The sequence below is a fragment of the Candidatus Eisenbacteria bacterium genome, from assembly GCA_035712145.1.
Classification (GTDB): domain Bacteria; phylum Eisenbacteria; class RBG-16-71-46; order RBG-16-71-46; family RBG-16-71-46; genus DASTBI01.
Genome location: DASTBI010000158.1, coordinates 12396 through 29628 on the forward strand (window position 1 = coordinate 12396; position 17233 = coordinate 29628).

Below are 17233 nucleotides of genomic sequence, written 5' to 3' on the forward strand. Positions count from 1 at the left end.
GCGCTCAGAACAGACTGCCCTGAGTGGCGAGCGATGCGGGCTCGGCGTCGTGCCCCAGCCTGCGGAGCCGCGCGGCGAAGCGGTCCGGGCCGTGCAGGGTGTAGATCTTTCGCGGCTCGACGCGGCGAATCAGCTCGATCAGCTCGTCGAAGTCGGCGTGGTCGCTGATTGGAAACGCGGCGTCGCAGCGCGGCAGCCTCCAGCGATCCATGGCCCAGCCGGTGACCGCCGCGGTCCGCCGCCGGCGAAAGGAACGAAGGAGTTCGCGCGTCTTGGGACCCGGCGGAACGATCAGGACACCGTTCCGCGGGACGGTCTTCTCGAAGCGCTCGCAGCCGGGGAACTCGTGACCGAACTCACGGTAGACCCCGAGCATCGACCACGCTTGATCGGGCAGCCACACTCGAACGTCGCGCTGGGTGAGCAACCGCGCGACTTCCTGCGCCTTGCCGAGGGAATATGCGAGAAGAACTGGGACCGCCTCGCGTGCGAGCGTCTCCTCGACGAAGGCGCAGAGCTGATCGAGCACGTCGAGCCGGTCCGGGAACCGATAGCGCGGGTCTCCGAACGTGCACTCCATCACCAGCACGTCCGCCTGGACCGGATCGCACCGCTCGGCGGTCGCGGAGGGCTCGAGCCTGAAGTCGCCGGTGTAGAGAGCCCGCGTGCCGCCGCGCTCGACCAGCACCATCGAGGAGCCGAGGATGTGTCCCGCCGGCAGCAGGGTGACACGGGCGCCGTCTTCGTCCCAGGGGGTGTGGAAGGGATGGACTTCGAGGTCCACGGCCCCAAATCGGTGCGCGCACAAGGCCGCGGTCGCCGGCGAGGCGACCCATCGCTTGTGACGCCCGACGTGGTCGCTGTGCGCGTGGGTCACGATCCCGCGGTCGCGCGAACGCCGAGAATCCACGAAGATGTCGGTGCCGATCCAATGGACGCCGTCTTCGAAGTCGAGCACGACACGGAGCATAGCGCACGAGCTCGAAGGTATGGAGGACATTGACTTACGAGCTGACTGACGATATATCGTCAGTCGCTTCTTCGGTCATTTTTCGACGAAATCTCGCCACGGAGGGCGCGAAATGTCGCGAAATCTTCTCGAAGACCTGATGGCTCCCTACGGAGGAGTCCTCGGACGGGTGTGGAGGCTCCGGCCGGGCGACATCTGCCCGAGCTGCGCGCTTCGGTCCGAGTGCCGAGACCGCACCACCTGCCTCCATCTCGTGACCAGCGCGGGCCTCTCGAGCCGTGTGGATGGGCCCTACCGCCGGTTCCCGATCGGCGCTCGCGAAGTCGGCAAGGTGGTCTCCACGGCCACGCCGTACGTGGCCAACGACCGGCTCGACGCGCTGGAGCTGGCCGACCGTTCCTGGCTCGAGCTTCACGGCATCCGGGGCTTCGCCGCGTTCCCGCTCCGGCGCGACGGCGCCAGCGTCGGGGTGTTCGCGCTGTTCTCCCGCCGAGCTCTGGGACACGAGGACATGCGAGGACTCACGGCGGTGGCCGAGCTGCTGGCGCTGGCGCTGCCGTCCTACCCCGCCGATCAGGGCGTGCGTCCCCTGCGTGACATCGAGCGCGAGGCGATCGAGCGCGCGCTGGTCCAGACCGGAGGCCGGGTGAGCGGCTCGCGCGGCGCCGCGCGGGTCCTCGGATTGAAGCCCACCACGCTCCAGTCGCGGATGAAGAAGCTCGGCGTGCGACGGCCTCCACGATGACTTCGCGGCCTCTGTATGCCTGGACCAGCCATGCCTTCACCGTGCCGCTGCCCGCGCACCACCGGCTGCCGATCGCCAAGTACGCGGTGCTGGTCGAGCGGCTGATCACCGATGGCGTTCTCGACCTGGCACACGTCCATGCCTCACGCCTCGCGCCCCGCGAGTGGCTGGAAGCGGCGCACGACCAGGATTACGTCGAGCGCGTGTTCGAAGGCCGCTTCGACGACGCGGAGATCCGCCGGCTGGGCATCCCATGGTCCCCGCAACTCGTGGCGCGGGCGCGCGCCGCGGTCTTCGGAACCGTCTCGGCCGCGCGGGCGGCGCTCGTGCATGGCGTGGCCGGCAACCTCGCCGGGGGAAGCCATCACGCCTTTCGCGATCGCGGCGAAGCCTTTTGCCTGTTCAACGACCTCGCCGTCGCGATCGTGACGCTGCGCGCCGAAGGGCGCCTGCGCCGTCCCTTCGTGCTCGATCTCGACGTGCACCAAGGCAACGGCACCGCGGCGATCTTTGCCGGCGATCCGAGCGTGTTCACATTCTCGATCCACGGAGAGAGCAACTATCCGTCGCGCAAGATGGCCGGCTCGCTCGATCTCGGGCTCCGGAACGGAACCGGTGACGAAGCGTATCTGGAGGCGCTCGAGCGCCACCTGCCCGCGGCGCTCGATCACCATGAGCCCGACTTCGTCTTCTATCAGGCCGGCGTCGACGCGCTCACCGAGGACGCGCTCGGCCAGCTCGCGCTGACTCGCGCGGGATTGCGCGCGCGTGACGCTCGCGTGTTCGCGTGCTGTGAGACGCGCGCGCTTCCGGTGGCGATCACGCTCGGTGGTGGCTACTCGAGGCCCCACGATGCCTCGATCGAAGCGCATCTCGGAGTGTGGCGGGAGGCGCGGACCGCGCGCCGCAAGCGTCCGGCTGTCGCTGCCGTGGACGATCCTGTCGACGCCGTACACATGCGCGCTGAACCCTTGACGAGGAACACGTCGCCTTCCTAGCATCGCGACGCTCTGCCCCCGAGGCGAGGAAGGGAGGTGAGGAGGAATGAGGCAGGGTCCAGTGCATTGGCTGCCGTGCGCCGCGGTGGCGCTCGGCATCGTCGCGGGCAGCATCGCCACGCCGGCGTTGCGCACTGCGGACGCGGCGACCTCAGGGACGAAGAGCGCCAAGGCCTCGAACGGGATGCATCAGTTCACGGGCGTGGTGACGGCGCTCGACAAGAGCACGCTGACCGTCGAGAAGCGCGGCAAGAAACCCCGGACCGTGGTGTTCACGCGACACGCCGAGATGAAGAGCACGGGAGACGTCGAGAAGGACTCCCGCGTCACGGTGTACTACCGTGACGAAGGAGGCCGCTCGGTCGCCCACAAGGTCGTGGTCAAGACCGAACGCCCGCGCTCGGGCAGCGGAAGCTAGGGCCGGACCCGCCCCCATCCGGCCGCCCCCGAATGAAACGCCGCGCCAGACCCGCCCGACCTGAATCTGCGGCTCCGCGCTCTCCAATTGCGCTGCTGGATCATGCGGAAGCACTGAAGCACGAGTTCGGACCGGCACAGGCTGCGCGCAGGCTCGATCTCCTCCGCCGATTCGAGCACGCCGATCTACCCCGAGCGCGCGACGTGCTCCGCCTTCACGAGCTGCTGTGCTTCTGGCGCGCCTACCCCGACAACCGCCGCATCCTCGCCTTGGTCGAACGGCTGCTCTCGGGATTCGCACGGCGTCGGGACCTCCTTCGCCACGCGCGCGCGTTGAAGGACAGCGGCATCGCCGGCACCGAGATCCACTTTCGATTCTTCTCTCCGACCGCGGACTGGATCGCGGAGCGATGGCCCGACCGCCTCCACATCGACTGGGCGCAATTCGACGCCGCTGCGCTCGAGCCCTGGCTGCCGCACCTGGTCCACCCGTCGCAGGTGCCCGCACTCGACGAATACGAGATGCCGATGCGCGAGTGGCTCGCCTGGCTCAAGGCCCCGGCAGAAACCGACGCGACATTTCTGGTGCGCCGTTTTCGCCGTTTACCGATGAGCGAGGCGGCCCGAGAGACGCTCTATGACCAGCTCGACCCACCGCTCGTCCTTCTTCCGGATGCCACGACCCCCTCGCGCACCGCCGCGAAGCGCAAAGCAGCGCGGGCTCACTGGCAGCGCCGCAAGCTGTCCCATGATCGCCCCTCGCCGGCGGCCTGGAGCCGCATGCGCCCGCTCCGAGTCCGTGAGCTCACCCCGCGCGAAGGGCAGCCGGTGATCGACCTGGCGCGCGCCGCCATGGTGACTCGCAGTCGCGATCTCGACGCGTTCACGAACGGAGATCCGGCCGACGTGCGGATGGTGGACTTCGGCGGCGGGCTCGAGTTCGCCTGCATCGGCACGAAGCCCGAGCGCCGGCTGTTGCTCGAGGCCGTCTATGGCTATCTCACGCTGAAGAACGGCGTGCCGATCGGCTATGTGCTCACCGCTGCGCTGTTCGGATCCGCCGAGGTCGCCTTCAACGTGTTCGATACCTGGCGCGGCGCCGAGGCTGGCGCCGTCTACGCGCGGGTCCTGGCCATGACGCGCTGGCTCTATGGATGTGACGCCTTCACGATCGTGCCGTATCAGCTCGGCGAAGGGAACGACGAGGCGCTCGAGTCCGGCGCGTGGTGGTTCTATCGCAAGATGGGATTCCAGCCCCGCGACCGTTCGGCGTTGCGCCTGATGAAGGACGAGCTCCGGCGCATGCGCCGCGACCCGTCGCACCGCTCGAGCCTCGCGACGCTGCGGCGTCTGGCACGCGCCAACCTGCACCTCTACCTCGGGCGTCCGCGCTCCGACGTCCTCGGCGAGCTGCCTCTGGCGAACGTCGGCCTGCATGCCGGCCGCTTCCTCGCCGAGCGCTACGGAAGCGATCCCGAGGCGGCCGAGACGTGCGCGATCGATGCCGCGCAGAGAATCGGCGCCGGCCCTGCCTCGAGCTGGAGTCTCGAGGAGAAGCAGGCATGGACCCGCTGGGCTCCGATGGCGCTGCTCGCAGGCGTCGACCGGTGGAGCCAGGCCGAGCGACGCTCGCTGGTCGATGTGATCCGGGCCAAGGGCGGTCGCAGAGAATCGGAGTTCGTGGGCCGGTTCGATGCGCATCCACGCCTGCGTTCGGCGCTGCGTCGCATGATCTCGACGCTTCCGCGCCGGCCCAAACTCTAGCTCTTGGCCTTCACGAACGGCGGCCCCACGTCGGCCGTGGACTTCGGCACAGTCATGAGAAACCGATAGATCGCGCGCAGGTCGTCCTCGTCGAGCTTCTGGAACGCCTGCCAGGGCATCGGCGATCCGGGGATGGCGCGTCCAGCGCGGAAGCGCGCGACGAACTGGTCCTCGTTCAGGTTGCCGAGCCGCCCACCGCTCGTGATGTTGGGCGGCGACCACGTGCGGCTCGGATCCATTTCATCCTTGAACTCCGTGGCGCCCGCGAGCGGCTGGCCGGTGAACGCTCCGGTATTCACGTCCCGCTGCGTGTGGCACCCTCCGCACAGAGTGACCGATTCCACGAGGTACCGCCCGTTCTCGACCGTCGCACCGCGCGGCGAGATCGCGGGTGGCGTCGAACGCGGGCCAACGGGGTTGGCCAGCACCGTCGCCCTCACCACCTTGCCCAGCAGGTTGTATTCGTGGTTCGGAACCGGGTTGCGCACCGGAGGCTGGGACTTGAGATAGGCCACGACGGCGCCCAGGTCCTCGTCTGAAAGCCCCTGCATCTCCATGAACGGCAGCAACGCGCGTCCGTCGTGACCCACGCCATGACGGAGCGCGCGAGCGATGGTGGAGTCACCAAACGATCCAATCCCGGTCTCCGGATCGGGCGTGATGTTACGCACGTAGAAGTTGCCAGGCGGGATCGCAAACTTCCAACCACCCGAAAGCGGAACGTCCTCCCCGCGGACGTAGGCATCGCTTTGCTTGGGATCGCTGTGACAGGCTGCGCATGGCGCGGCCACGCGGACGATGTAGTGACCGCGCGCGATCGTCGCGGAGTCGGACGTGTACGCCAGGCGTGGATAAGGCGCGTCGAAGCGCAGATTCTGCCGTGAGGCGACGTAGAACGCCGCCGCGGCGAAGACCACGACCACCAACACCAGGAACCCGAGGAGCACACGCTTGAGCATCAGAGAATCCTCTTGCCAAGCACCCCTTGGAGGAGCTCGGCGGCCAGGATGCCGGTCATGTTCTGGTTGTCGAGCACGGGGTTCACTTCCACCACGTCGATCGCCGCGATGGTCGCGCGGTCGTTGAACATCTCCATCGCCAGGTGAGCCTCCCGGTAGGTGATGCCGCCCCATACCGGAGTCCCTGTTCCCGGGGCGTCCTCCGGATCGACCACGTCCATGTCGAACGAGAGATGGATGGCGGCGGTTCCATCGCTCGCGAGGCGGATCGCCTCGTCCACCACGTCACGCATGCCTCTCTCGTCGAGATCGCGCATGGTGTAGACGGTGCACCCCGAGCGCTTGAGGATGTCGCGCTCGCCGGGGTCGAGGTCGCGGATTCCGATCAGCACGGTGTTGCGCGGCTGCACCTTGGGCGCGCGACCTCCAAGGTTCACGAGATCGTGGTCGCCGAGGCCGAAGCTCACCGCCAGCGACATGCCGTGAATGTTTCCCGATGGCGTCGTGTCCGGGGTGTTGGCGTCGCCGTGCGCGTCGAACCAGATGAGGCCCAGAGCTTCGCCCTTGCGCGCGTAGAAGTTCGTGGATCCGGCCACCGAGCCGATCGCCAGGCTGTGATCGCCGCCCAGGACCAGCGGCATGCGGCCTTCGCCCAGGCTGCGCTCGACTTCCTTGCGCAGCTCGTCACAGGTCTTGAGGATCGGCTCCTTGTAGCGCAGCTTGCCCTGACCGACCTGCTGGGTCTCGGGAATCATCACGTCGAGGTCGCCGAAGTCGACGACCTGGTGGCCGAGCGCCTCGAGACGCGGCTCGAGATCGGCGATTCGAATCGCCGAAGGACCCATGTCCACACCGCGGCGGCCGGCGCCGAGATCGATCGGACAGCCAATGATTTCGATGTGCTTGCGCATGAGGGCCGCGGAGTCTAGCAGCGGCTTCCGGAGAGCGGCAACCGCCGGCGGCCGTGCTTCCGAAGGTCACGCACGGCGCGACGATGTCCTCAAGTCAGCGACCGAATTGGCCGATGCAGTTGAATTGACGCTGGCCGAATGCCGGTCCAAGCTCCAAATCCCATGAACGCCGCCCAGAACGTCTTGCTCGCAGGCGCCTCGGTCCTCCTCCTCGGGGCGGGTCGCGACATGGAGCGCAACGTCGCTCCTCCTCCTTCGCCGAAGCCCGCGACGCCGCCGGGGCAGGTGCTGTTCTCCGACGAGTTCTCGGACGGCGACCTCGACGGCTGGAAGCCCGACCGCGAGGGTACTTGGACGGTGCGCCGCGGCGTCCTCCGCGGCGACCTTCCCGACGAGAAGCAGCAGAAGTCCTTCCTCTACACGGGCTCCGACACGTGGACCAACTACGCAGTCGACCTCGACGTATGCGGCATGCGCGGCGCCGACAAGGGCGTCGCGATCCGGGTACTCGAAGGCCAGACCGCGATCGCGGTGGATCTCCGCGGACCGGGCTATCAGGACGTGCTGCTCCACCGGCGCGAATGGGCGATGGCCAAAGCCCGGGTCCTCAACGGCAACGCCCAGTGGCATCACCTCCGCATCGAGGCGCGCAACCAGCGTTACCGCGTGTGGGTGAACGGCCAGGTGGTGATCGACAAGGAAGACGCGAGAAAGACGCGCTCGAACGGCGGCATCGCGCTCGCCGCGTATACGGGGGGCCTGGCGGAGTGCACGCTCTACTTCGACAACATCGTGGTCACCTCGCTGGGATCGAGCCCGGGAGCAATGTCGGCCGAGACCGGGAACTAGATCCGCGTCGCGGTGCCGCGATCAACCACGCTTCCCTGCCAGCAGCCGAAGGCCGTTCAGGATGACGACCACCGTGCTGCCTTCGTGTCCCGAGACCGCCACCGGAAGCTTCAGCGCGCCGAGCGGCGTGAGATGCCCGACGAACACCAGTGCCACCAGCGTCAGCATGACGCCCGACGCGATCGCCACGTTCTGGATCACGATGCTCCGCGCGCGCCGCGCCAGCGTCAACGCGTAGGGAAGCGCTTTGAGATCGTCGCCCATCAGGACGACGTCGGCGCTCTCCATGGCCGCGTCGCTGCCCACTCCGCCCATCGCCACGCCCACGGTGGCGCGCGCCAGCGCGGGAGCGTCGTTGACGCCATCGCCCACCATGGCCACCGCGCCGTAGCGCTGCTCGAGGTCCCCGACCACCTTCACCTTCTCTTCGGGAAGCAGCTCGCCATGGTGCTCGTCGACTCCCGCTCGTCGCGCGACGGCCGCCACGGTGGGCGCACTGTCACCCGAAAGCAGCACCACGGACCGCACACCGCCTCTCCTGAGCGCTTCGACCGTGGCCGGAGCCGCGGGGCGGATCTCGTCCGCGGCGGCGATCACACCCCAGCTCTCGCCGGAGCGCACCAGCATGGCGGTCTTGGCTTGAGCGCTCAGCGCGCTCACCCGCTCGAGGCCAGCGGGCGGGACGGTGATGCCGAGATGACGGAACAGCTCCGGCGTGCCGATCTCGACGGTGTTGCCTTCCACGCGTCCGACCACGCCCTTGCCTAGGTGGTTGACCAGGTGGTCCGCGGATCGAACCGTGAGCCCGCGGTTCTCTGCCTCGCGCACCACGGCCTGCGCGAGCGGATGCTGCGAGCGCTTCTCGGCGCTCGCCGCCCACGCCACGATCTGGTCCGCCGACGCGTCCGCGAGCCCCTCGACGTCGGTGACGGCGAATCGGCCGCGGGTGAGGGTTCCGGTCTTGTCGAAGGCCACCGCTCGCACCCGGCCCATGGCCTCGAGAAAGCGCCCGCCTTTGAACAGGATTCCGTTGCGCGCGGCGTTGGCGATGGCCGACAGCACGGTGGCCGGCGTGGCGATCACCAGTGCGCACGGGGAGGCCACCACCAGCAGCGTCATGGCGCGATAGAACGAAGGCGCGAAGGGATGGCCGAGCGCCCAGGGCACCACGATCATCGCCAGCGCGCCGATCACGACCGCGATGGTGTAATAGCGGCCGACCCAATCGGCGATCTCCTCGCTGCGCGATTTCTGCTCCTGGGCTTCCTGGACCAGGGCGACGATGCGCGCCAGCGTGGTGTCGCCGGACTCGCGCGTGACCCGCACCTCGAGCGCTCCGGCCTGGTTCAAGGTGCCGGCGAACACCCGGTCACCGGCCTGCTTCTCGACCGGAACCGACTCGCCGGTGAGGGTGCTCTGATCGATGAGCGACGCCCCGGACGCCACGACGCCATCGACCGGGACGGTCATGCCGGGTTTGACCACCACGCGCTCGCCGATCCGCACGCTCTCGGCGTCGACCTCGATCTCCCGGTCGCCGCGCAGGACCAGCGCGCGGGCCGGCCGGAGCTTGAGCAGCGCGTGGATGGCGCGCCGCGTCCGGCCCATGGTGTAGACCTCGAGCGTGTTGCTGAGCGAGAACAGGAACATGAGGACCGCGGCCTCGAACACGTAGCCGATCACTCCTGCGCCGAGGGCGGCGAGAATCATCAGCAGGTTGACGTCGAGCCGGCGGTCGAGCAGCGAGCGCAGCGTGGAGCGCAGCGCGAACCACGAGCCGCAGATCGCGGACAGGGTGTAGACGGCGGTGACCAGCCCGGCCGGCTGCGCGGTGCGGTCCAGAATCATTCCGAGGATCAGCAATCCCAGGCATCCGCCGGTGAGCAGGGCCATCATCCGGCTCTTGCCGAGCTGCTGTTGCTCGTCGGCGGTGAAGCGCGCGCCCCAGGTCTTCCCGAGCGGCCTCACCAGCTCGACCGTGTCGTCGGGAACGTGGCGGCGCGAGAGGCCCACACGGCCCTGCTCGGCGGTGACCCGGAACTCGTCGAGCGAGCCGGGGATGCGCCCGAGCCGCAGTGCGCACTCCTCGCACGCGTCGAGCGAAGTGCGGCGCTCGCAGGTGGTGACGCGCTGGGCGAACAGCGCCCCGACTTCCTCGGCGAGGGCGTTCAGCTGGTCGGGCTCCACCATCGACGGCTGATAGCGCACGGTGAGCCGGTTCTCGGGGAAGTCGGCTTCGAGCGCGATCACACCCGGGCTGTGCCGGAGGCGGTCCGACAGGATCTCGAGGCAGCCGTCAGACCCTGGATCGTAGGGCCGGTGTTCGCTTTCGAGGGGACGAGGTGACTCGGCGGAGGTGCTCACGACGGGACGTTAGCACAGACGTTTTTGCGGGCATTCCGCTCGCCTGCTCTGGCTAAGGCGTCGTTACGAATGCCGCGAATCCTGGACCTGCCCGGCGGACCGCCGAGAGCAGGGTCGTGTCCTCGACGCTCGGGCTGCACACCACGAAGGCCTTGTCCTGAGCCAGCCGCACTTCGACCGCCGATACCCCGTTCAAGGCGGCCAGCTCACCCTGGACTTTGGTGGCGCAGCCGGTGCAGGTCATGCCACCCACTTCCAGGGTGACGATGCGCTCTCCCGCTCGCGCCGCCAGCGCGCGTTGTCCGGGAAGGCTCCGCACCTGCTGCCAGAGCCAGGGGCCGCCGATCGCCGCGACCAGAACGGCGGCGACCAGGACCAGGGTATTGAGGACTTCGCTCTTCATCGGGCCGTGGAGCCTAGCACAGGGCGGGGGCTAGTCCGTCAGCGGGCAGGCTGAAGCGCGCGCCAATCAGGTGTTCCGAAAGCTGGCGACGAGGGTCACGCCGCGACGCATCGAGGGCCGGGGCTTGTTGGCGTGGCCCAGACGCAGGAGCATCAGCGGACGCTCGTCGATGGCGCCGAACAGGCGCCCGAGCTCGGCGCGATAGCGCGTGCGCTCGATCGGCGCCTGGATCGGATGGTGCGCGATGCCGAGGTGCGTCGCCCGCAGCGCGAAGCGCTCGTACGTCTGTCCCGCGATGAGCCGGGCCGCGTCGCCGTCGTGGGGCGTGGTGAGCAGCGCCAGCGCGCCCACCGAGCGGACCTGCTCGCGCGCCTGCTTGGCCGCGCTGCCGGCGCCGAAGCCGAGGAAGAGGCTGCCGGGGCGAAGCGATCGTCCGGACAGCCAGCGCGCCGGCCCATTCATCTCCATGTCGTCCACCGTGACGCCGTCGGCGCGCTCGCGCGCGTCGTCATCGCCGAAGCGGGTCCACGAGTAGCACTCCGCCTGCGCGCGCGGATCCAGGATGCGCTCGCGGGTCGCGTCGTAGGCCAGATCCGCGACCTTGCGGATGCTCTGCCGGTCGTCGATCCAGTAGAGCTCGAGCTCGCTCGGGACCAGCGCCGAGAGTGCGGCGCGGCTCTGCATGAAGAGCCCGCGCTCGTCATAGGAGCGCCGGTTGGTGCGGCGCTGGACGATGGCGGCGAAGAGATCCCGGTCGCGACGGGATTCGGCGTGCGACCAGCTCACCGAGGCCACGACCTGTGTCTTCTCGCCGGAGGGGAAGTAGGTCACCGAAGGTCGATAGGCATACGCCCGCAGAGTCACGAGCACGTTCTCGAGCGCCGCGCCGAGCGACAGCATGAGGCCGCTGCCGTCGGGATCGGTGATCGGCATGGCTCTGCTGGCGTCCGCCAGCAGGCGCATCGAGGTCCCGTTGAACTCGAGCTTCCAGGGCTGAGAGTTCCATTGGCTGGGAGCGAGGACCGCTGCCCCTGCCAGGGCTCTCGCCAGCGCCTGAGGATCGCCGGGAGGGGCCGCGGGAAGCGACCAGGGCTGAACGGGGGGCCGCGGGCGAGACAGCTTCTTCGCCCAGGTCTCGGCGGGCCGCAGGACGGTGTACGCGCCCGCGCCGGCCAGCACCGTCAGGAACCGCCGGCGAGGAAGGCTCCAGACTTCGACTCGATCGTGGGACGACCCGCGGCGGGTCCGTCTTGGAGGGGCGTCCATCAGGCATCCGACATTGGGGGACCACCGTCGTGCCGTCAATAGGCACCCCCAAGCGGCTGGCGCAGGCCAGACTGCGCCGCCTGCCGCTCTTGCCGCGAACGAGGACGATCGCTAGCGTGCCGGGGTGGCTCCCGCGCGCTTCGTCACCGATTCGTCGCTGGCTTTTCTGGCTCGCCGGCTGCGGTTTCTCGGCTATGACGTGCTGGTCTCACCCGGCGCTCGCCTGGAGGAGCTCCTCGAGCTGGGCCGGGCCGAGGGGCGCGTGGTGCTCACGACCAGCGGCCGTCATCCCCGGCGCTTCGCGGACGTGACCAGCCGCTCGCTGCCCCGGACCGACGCGCGTGAGCTCGTGCGGGTCATCGCGGGAGAGGCGGAACCGGCCGGCCCGCCGTTCAGTCGCTGCCCGGAGTGCAACGTCGCCCTCCAGAAAAGGCACGCGTTCGAGGCCCGCGGCGAGGTCCCTGGTCGCGTCCTGCGCACCTCGCGCGAGCTGACCTACTGTCCGAGCTGCGGCAAGTGGTACTGGGAGGGCTCCCACGTCGCGCGATTGAGAGTGTGGCTTGAGGAAGCCCTCGGACGACCGCTCCTGGGCGGACATCCGCCCGAGGGGTGAGCCGACTCAGTGGCACTCGAGCGAAAGCGCGAGCTGCCGGGCCTTGCGGGCCAGCGACTCCGCCTGCCAGAGCTCGTTGCGCTTCAACGCGGCGCGAGCCTGCACGAGGTAGCCGCGCGTGGTCTCGAACACCGACTCCTGATCGGGCAGCAGGGACTTCGACGCCGCACACTTGCGGACCGCCGCGCTGGCCGCCGTGGTGTCGGCGATGATGCGCTGGCGCGCCTGCTCGCGCTCCGCGTCGGTCATCGTCGTGCCGAGCGAAGAGCCGCTGCTCGGCGGCGGGGGCGTGGCCGCGGAGGATCCGGGATTCCCCGCGTCCTCGGGCGGCGGCTGTGGCGGCGTGGGCCGCTGGTCGATGGGGACCCCGGTCTGCCTCGGCCGATGGGCACACCCCGTCAGGGATGCCATGAGCGCGAGCAGGAGCACGGCGCTCAGCCAGCCAGCCGTCGAGGAGCGCCTCATGCCGCGCCGACCGGCTCGAGCTTGCTCTCGGGCAGCTCGAGCACCACTTCCGTCCCCTGACCAGGCGCGGAGTGCAGGCGGACGCGCCCTTTGTGTAGCTTCACGACCTTCTGCACCACCGCCAGTCCGACGCCGGACCCACGCGGCTTGGTGGTGAAATCCTCGTCGAAGACCTGGCCGTGAAGCTCTTCCGGGATGCCGGCGCCATCGTCTTTGACGGTGACGGCGACGCGGCCACCATGCCGGTCCACTCTGACGGTGACGCGGCCGCCATCGGGCATGGCCTGCACCGCGTTGGTGATCAGCTGGGTGATGGCCTGACGCAGCAGCAGGCCGTCCCCCCAGAAGCGCTCGGGAGCACTTCTGGCGTCCAGCCGGATCTCGATGGATGGATTCATGCTCTGGCGCGCGCGATCCACTTCCTCCTCGAGCAGCCCTTGCAGGTCGACCCAGTCGGGTCGCATCTCCCCACGCTGGGAGAAACCGCGGAAGCGCTCGAGCACGGTCTTCAGCCGACCGAATTCCTGATCCACCACCTCGAGGTGACGTTGCGCATCATCGGGCGCGAGATTCCATTTGGCTCTCAGGTGGCCCAGGTGGAGCTGCGCGGCGTGGAGCGAATCGGCCAGCTCGTGAGTGAGGCCTCGCGCCACGCGGGCCCAGGCCGAGGCCTGGCCGGTGGCGTCCAGCAGCTCGTCGTGGTCCACCTCACCCGCCGCCGCCCGGTGCCGCATGGCTTCCAGGCGCTCGCCCAGCGCGTTGATCGACGAAGCCAGCACCGATAGCTCGTCGCGGCCTTCCACCTGAAGGCGGTAGTCGAAGTCTCCGCCACGGAGCCGCTCGAGGCCGGTGGTCATCGCGCGAACGCGGCGGGACAGGAGCTCGGCGGAGATGAGCGCCACGAGGATCGCCAGCAGCAGCGCGACCGCGGTCACCCACAGTCCGGCGCGAAGGGACTCGAGGAGCGCGGTCTTCATCAGCGCCGTCGACAGGCCGACGCGCACTTCCCCGAAGGGCCGCCCCCCGGAGTTCAGCGGCACGCGCGCCTCGAAGGCACGGGACGGGCCGAGGAGGCGCGCGCCCTGACGGAACACGTTGCCCTCTTCGAGGGCCTCGATATCCGGACGAGTCAAAGCCAGTTGTCCCACCCGCAGGCCCTGGGAATGGACCAGCACCACACCTCGGCGATCGACGATCGTCAGGTCGTAGATCGTGGGATCTCCGGCCACGGCGCTCTCGAACAGCGACTTCAGCGCGCGGTCGCCCTGGATGGCGTTCGGGATGGAAGCGGACGAGGCGCGCGCCGCGCGCCCGGCCAGCCAAGCGGTCTGGTGCGCGAGCGCCCGCGAGCGCTCCGCCGACGCATGGATGATCTCCTGAACCGCCAGCGTCAGGTGGACGCCGATCGCCAGCATGGCCACCAGCACGGCGAGCCCGACCATCGACAGAGACAGCGAGGCCCGCAGGCTGATCGGCAGCCTCACGCCGTCTCTCCTCGGGCGTAGAGCTTGAGCTTGTTGTGCAGGGTCTTGAGGCTGATCCCCAGCGCTCGCGCGGCGTGGGTCTTGTTCTGCGCGAAACTCTGGAGCGCGTCCAGGATCGCCTTGCGCTCCACTTCGTGGAGCGGCTCCACCTCACCCGAACGCAGACGCTCGATCAGGCCGAGCGGCCGCGCGATCCTTTGCGGCAGGTCGCTCAGCTCGATCACCGAGCCGCGCGCCAGTACCACGGCCCGTTCGATCGCATTCCGAAGCTCGCGCACGTTGCCCGGCCAGTCGTACCCCTCGAGAGCGATCAACGCCTCGTTGGAGAGGCCTTCCACCGCGCGCCCGTTCTGCTCGGCGAACGATGCGATGAAGCGGGCGGCGAGCGGGGCGATGTCCTCCTTGCGGGCGCGCAGCGCCGGCATCGCCAGGCTGAACACGTTGAGCCGGTAGTACAGATCTTCGCGGAGCCGTCCCTGGCGCACCGCGGTCTCGGGATCGCGATTGGTGGCGGCGACGACCCGGAAGTCGGCGCTTCGCTCCTCACGACCGCCGACGCGGCGGAAGCGTCGCGTCTCGAGGACGCGCAGGAGCTTGGCCTGGAGTCCCGGCGCCATCTCGGTGATCTCGTCCAGGAGCAAGGTGCCGCTTCCCGCATGCTCGAACAGGCCGGAGCGCTCGCTGATGGCGCCGGTGAAGGCCCCGCGCTCGTGGCCGAAGAGCTCGCTCTCGAGCAGAGCCTCGGGGATGGCCGGGCAGTTGACCGCGATGAAGGGGGCCTGAAACCGGCCCGAAAGCTGGTGGAGCCGCTGCGCAACGAAGTCCTTGCCCGAACCGCTCTCTCCGGTGACCAGCACGGAGGCCGTGGAAGGGGCCACCCGCTCCACCAGGTCCATGACCCGCCGCATCGCGGGAGAGCGGCTGACCACCACGTCGTCGTCGAGATGAGCCAGGCGTTGACGCAGCCTCACCACTTCGTCATGCATGGAGTTCCGCTCGCCGAGCCGATCGACCAGAAGTCGCAATCGCTCGAGGTCCACCGGCTTGGTGAGGAAGTCGAAGGCCCCTTCCCGGATCGCCGATACGGCGTCCTCGATGGTGCCCTGACCGGTCAGCATGATGAACCCGATCCACGGATCGGCGACCTGGACCTGGCGAAGGAGCTCGAGGCCCCCAGGACCGGGTGGCATGAGCAGATCGCACACGATGACGTCGGGACGCCAGGACTCGAGGACGACCAGCGCTTCGGCGGCGCCGGAAGCGCAGTGCGATTCGTGACCCCACTCCTTGAGGTAGTCCCGCAGTCCTTCGGCTGAAGCCAGGTGATCGTCGACGACCAGGACTCTCATCAAGGGTCCTCGGAGGGGGGCTGAACCATTTCCTTTTTTCCTGGTCGGTAGATATTACTCAGTATCTCCCGGAAATCCACAGGTTCTTCCACATCCTCGATGGGTCCTGCCGGCAAGGCGAAGTTAGCTCGTGGTAGCACCTTGGCAAGTTCCTTCTCACCAATCGTCATCGTGGCACCAATCTGGCAAAGGACTTCGGAGACGCGACGCGGAACCGCGAGCGTCACATGAAGTGCTCATGCGCTTGCAGTACCGATGGGCCGTCCGCATCAGGAGTCCCCACGGAAACCATCGGGGGTGGTGAGCTTCATGGGTCGGGCCGGTTCGCAAGGGACAACGCATCCGTGACTTTGCACCCTCAGACCGGCCCGTGCCTCTGGAGCTTTCGAAGTGGCTCGAAGCCTGGCGGAGGTTTCGAGCCGAAGAAGAAGTAACGACGGCCGCGTTTTGGGCGTGGTTGTCACTGAGAGGCTGACAACCAAGGCGGGCGGAAGGAGACCGCCCCCAACGCGTCCACGCGCGTAGAGCTGCTCTAAAGAGCGGTTGCGCCCTACGCGGCCGTCCGTAGTATAAGAATCTTGAGCGGGAATCGACGGACTCGAGGAGCCCGGAGAGTAAGTGGGGAGCGGCTCCAACAGGTTCGTCGCCCGCTCAAGGCATCAAGAAACCGCCGAGTTCCTGCGAGCGACCTTCTCGCCGGGCTCGGCGGTTTCGTTCGTGGCGCGGAACGGTCGCGCTTCGTTCCTCGGCCCCGGTTTTCAAGGTCCTCTCGGCGGGTGCTAGACTTCGTGTGCCCGAAAGCCTTCCTTCGGCCCGCATGGACCTCTCCACCGTCGTCGTTCACTACCGCTCCCTCGACGCGCTTCCCACCTGCCTCGACGCCTTGCGTGAAGCCACGCAGGGAGTCGAGAGTGAGATCGTGGTCGTCGACAACGCCTCCGGCGACGGCGTCGCCACGTGGATGGCGCGCGAGCATCCCGACGCCCGGCTGATCGAGAACGACGAGAACCTCGGCTATGCGAAGGCGGTCAACCAGGGGATCGCCGCGACGCGGGGCGAGTTCGTGCTGGTCATGAATCCCGACTGCTTTCTCTCGCCCGACGCGGTGCGCATCATGATGCGTCACGCTCGGGAGCATCCGAGGGCCGGCATCGTCGGACCCCAGCTCCTGACCGAGGAGGGCGCCATCGAGTACTCGGCCCGCGCCTTTCCCGACGCGCTGTCCTTCCTGTTCAACCGCTATTCACTGCTCACTCGCTGGTTTCCCGGCAATCCTTTCTCGCGCCGCTACCTCCTCACCGACTGGGATCACCGGACGGTGAGGGACGTGGACTGGGTCTCGGGAGCGTGCATGCTCGTTCGCCGGGCGGCCATTCAGGCCGTCGGCCCGATGGACGATGGTTTCTTCATGTTCAACGAGGACGTGGACTGGTGCCGGCGCATGGGAGACGGAGGATGGACCGTCACCTATGTTCCCGAAGCCCGCGCGACGCACAAGGTCGGCGCCAGCCGACGACGCGTCTCGAATCGCCTCATCATCGAGCGTCACCGCGGCATGATGCGGTACTTCCACAAGCATCATCCGACCCACCCGCTGGTCGCGCTGCTGGCCGACGGCTTCATCCTCCTGCGCGCGGGCTTGATGATGACCGCGAACGCGCTGAAGCCGCGCTGAC

Annotated in this window: 16 protein-coding genes; 7 read left to right on the plus strand and 9 right to left on the minus strand. The window is 68.4% G+C overall.

The window, feature by feature from the left end:
* Nucleotides 1–4: 4 nt before the first annotated feature.
* Nucleotides 5–970: an MBL fold metallo-hydrolase gene (locus VFQ05_09850; protein HET9327064.1), complete on the minus strand. Its 966-nt coding sequence runs from the start codon at nt 968–970 to the stop codon at nt 5–7.
* A 112-nt stretch (nt 971–1082) separates the two neighbouring features.
* Between VFQ05_09850 and VFQ05_09855 the strand changes: the two genes are divergently transcribed.
* From VFQ05_09855 to VFQ05_09870, 4 genes are all read left to right on the plus strand, one after another.
* Nucleotides 1083–1715: a GAF domain-containing protein gene (locus VFQ05_09855; protein ID HET9327065.1), complete on the plus strand. Its 633-nt coding sequence runs from the start codon at nt 1083–1085 to the stop codon at nt 1713–1715.
* A complete protein-coding gene (locus VFQ05_09860; GenBank protein HET9327066.1) occupies nt 1712–2713 on the plus strand; it encodes a histone deacetylase in 1002 nt (333 codons plus the stop codon). Before VFQ05_09855 ends, VFQ05_09860 begins: the two co-directional genes overlap by 4 nt.
* 46 nt (nt 2714–2759) lie before the next feature.
* The gene (locus tag VFQ05_09865; GenBank protein ID HET9327067.1) at nt 2760–3131 is read left to right on the plus strand and encodes a hypothetical protein; all 372 of its coding nucleotides are present in this window, start codon (nt 2760–2762) and stop codon (nt 3129–3131) included.
* 203 nt (nt 3132–3334) lie between these two features.
* Nucleotides 3335–4894 (plus strand): hypothetical protein, encoded by a 1560-nt coding sequence (locus tag VFQ05_09870; protein ID HET9327068.1) that lies wholly within the window; start codon nt 3335–3337, stop codon nt 4892–4894.
* On the opposite strand, the gene VFQ05_09875 is transcribed toward VFQ05_09870, so the two are convergent.
* Entirely contained in the window at nt 4891–5853 is a 963-nt protein-coding gene (locus VFQ05_09875; GenBank protein HET9327069.1) for a cytochrome C, read from the minus strand. The two genes, VFQ05_09870 and VFQ05_09875, sit on opposite strands and share 4 nt — an antisense overlap.
* The gene (gene rocF / locus VFQ05_09880; GenBank protein ID HET9327070.1) at nt 5853–6764 is read right to left on the minus strand and encodes an arginase; all 912 of its coding nucleotides are present in this window, start codon (nt 6762–6764) and stop codon (nt 5853–5855) included. Before rocF ends, VFQ05_09875 begins: the two co-directional genes overlap by 1 nt.
* 162 nt (nt 6765–6926) lie before the next feature.
* On the opposite strand from rocF, the gene VFQ05_09885 reads away from it, so the two are divergent.
* Nucleotides 6927–7613, plus strand: a complete 687-nt coding sequence (locus VFQ05_09885; GenBank protein ID HET9327071.1) for a DUF1080 domain-containing protein — start codon at nt 6927–6929, stop codon at nt 7611–7613.
* Between the two features lie 21 nt (nt 7614–7634).
* Here the strand turns inward: VFQ05_09885 and VFQ05_09890 are convergent, their stop codons facing one another.
* The 3 genes from VFQ05_09890 to VFQ05_09900 all read right to left on the minus strand — a co-directional run bounded on the left by VFQ05_09890 (nt 7635) and on the right by VFQ05_09900 (nt 11646).
* A complete protein-coding gene (locus VFQ05_09890) occupies nt 7635–9977 on the minus strand; it encodes a heavy metal translocating P-type ATPase (GenBank protein ID HET9327072.1) in 2343 nt (780 codons plus the stop codon).
* A gap of 52 nt (nt 9978–10029) precedes the next feature.
* Nucleotides 10030–10380 (minus strand): heavy metal-associated domain-containing protein, encoded by a 351-nt coding sequence (locus VFQ05_09895; protein HET9327073.1) that lies wholly within the window; start codon nt 10378–10380, stop codon nt 10030–10032.
* 66 nt (nt 10381–10446) lie between these two features.
* Nucleotides 10447–11646 (minus strand): hypothetical protein, encoded by a 1200-nt coding sequence (locus VFQ05_09900; protein HET9327074.1) that lies wholly within the window; start codon nt 11644–11646, stop codon nt 10447–10449.
* Between the two features lie 124 nt (nt 11647–11770).
* On the opposite strand from VFQ05_09900, the gene VFQ05_09905 reads away from it, so the two are divergent.
* Nucleotides 11771–12259, plus strand: a complete 489-nt coding sequence (locus VFQ05_09905; protein HET9327075.1) for a Mut7-C RNAse domain-containing protein — start codon at nt 11771–11773, stop codon at nt 12257–12259.
* Nucleotides 12260–12265: 6 nt separating this feature from the next.
* Here the strand turns inward: VFQ05_09905 and VFQ05_09910 are convergent, their stop codons facing one another.
* Genes VFQ05_09910 through VFQ05_09920 form a run of 3 tightly spaced genes read right to left on the minus strand, consistent with a single transcriptional unit; the run spans nt 12266 to nt 15557 of the window.
* Nucleotides 12266–12724 (minus strand): hypothetical protein, encoded by a 459-nt coding sequence (locus tag VFQ05_09910; GenBank protein ID HET9327076.1) that lies wholly within the window; start codon nt 12722–12724, stop codon nt 12266–12268.
* Complete coding sequence (locus VFQ05_09915; GenBank protein ID HET9327077.1) at nt 12721–14208, minus strand: ATP-binding protein; 1488 nt, start codon at nt 14206–14208, stop codon at nt 12721–12723. The genes VFQ05_09910 and VFQ05_09915 overlap by 4 nt, the downstream gene beginning before the upstream one ends.
* Nucleotides 14205–15557: a sigma-54 dependent transcriptional regulator gene (locus VFQ05_09920; GenBank protein ID HET9327078.1), complete on the minus strand. Its 1353-nt coding sequence runs from the start codon at nt 15555–15557 to the stop codon at nt 14205–14207. The genes VFQ05_09915 and VFQ05_09920 overlap by 4 nt, the downstream gene beginning before the upstream one ends.
* Nucleotides 15558–16347: 790 nt before the next feature.
* On the opposite strand from VFQ05_09920, the gene VFQ05_09925 reads away from it, so the two are divergent.
* Nucleotides 16348–17232, plus strand: a complete 885-nt coding sequence (locus VFQ05_09925; protein HET9327079.1) for a glycosyltransferase family 2 protein — start codon at nt 16348–16350, stop codon at nt 17230–17232.
* Nucleotide 17233 lies beyond the last annotated feature (1 nt).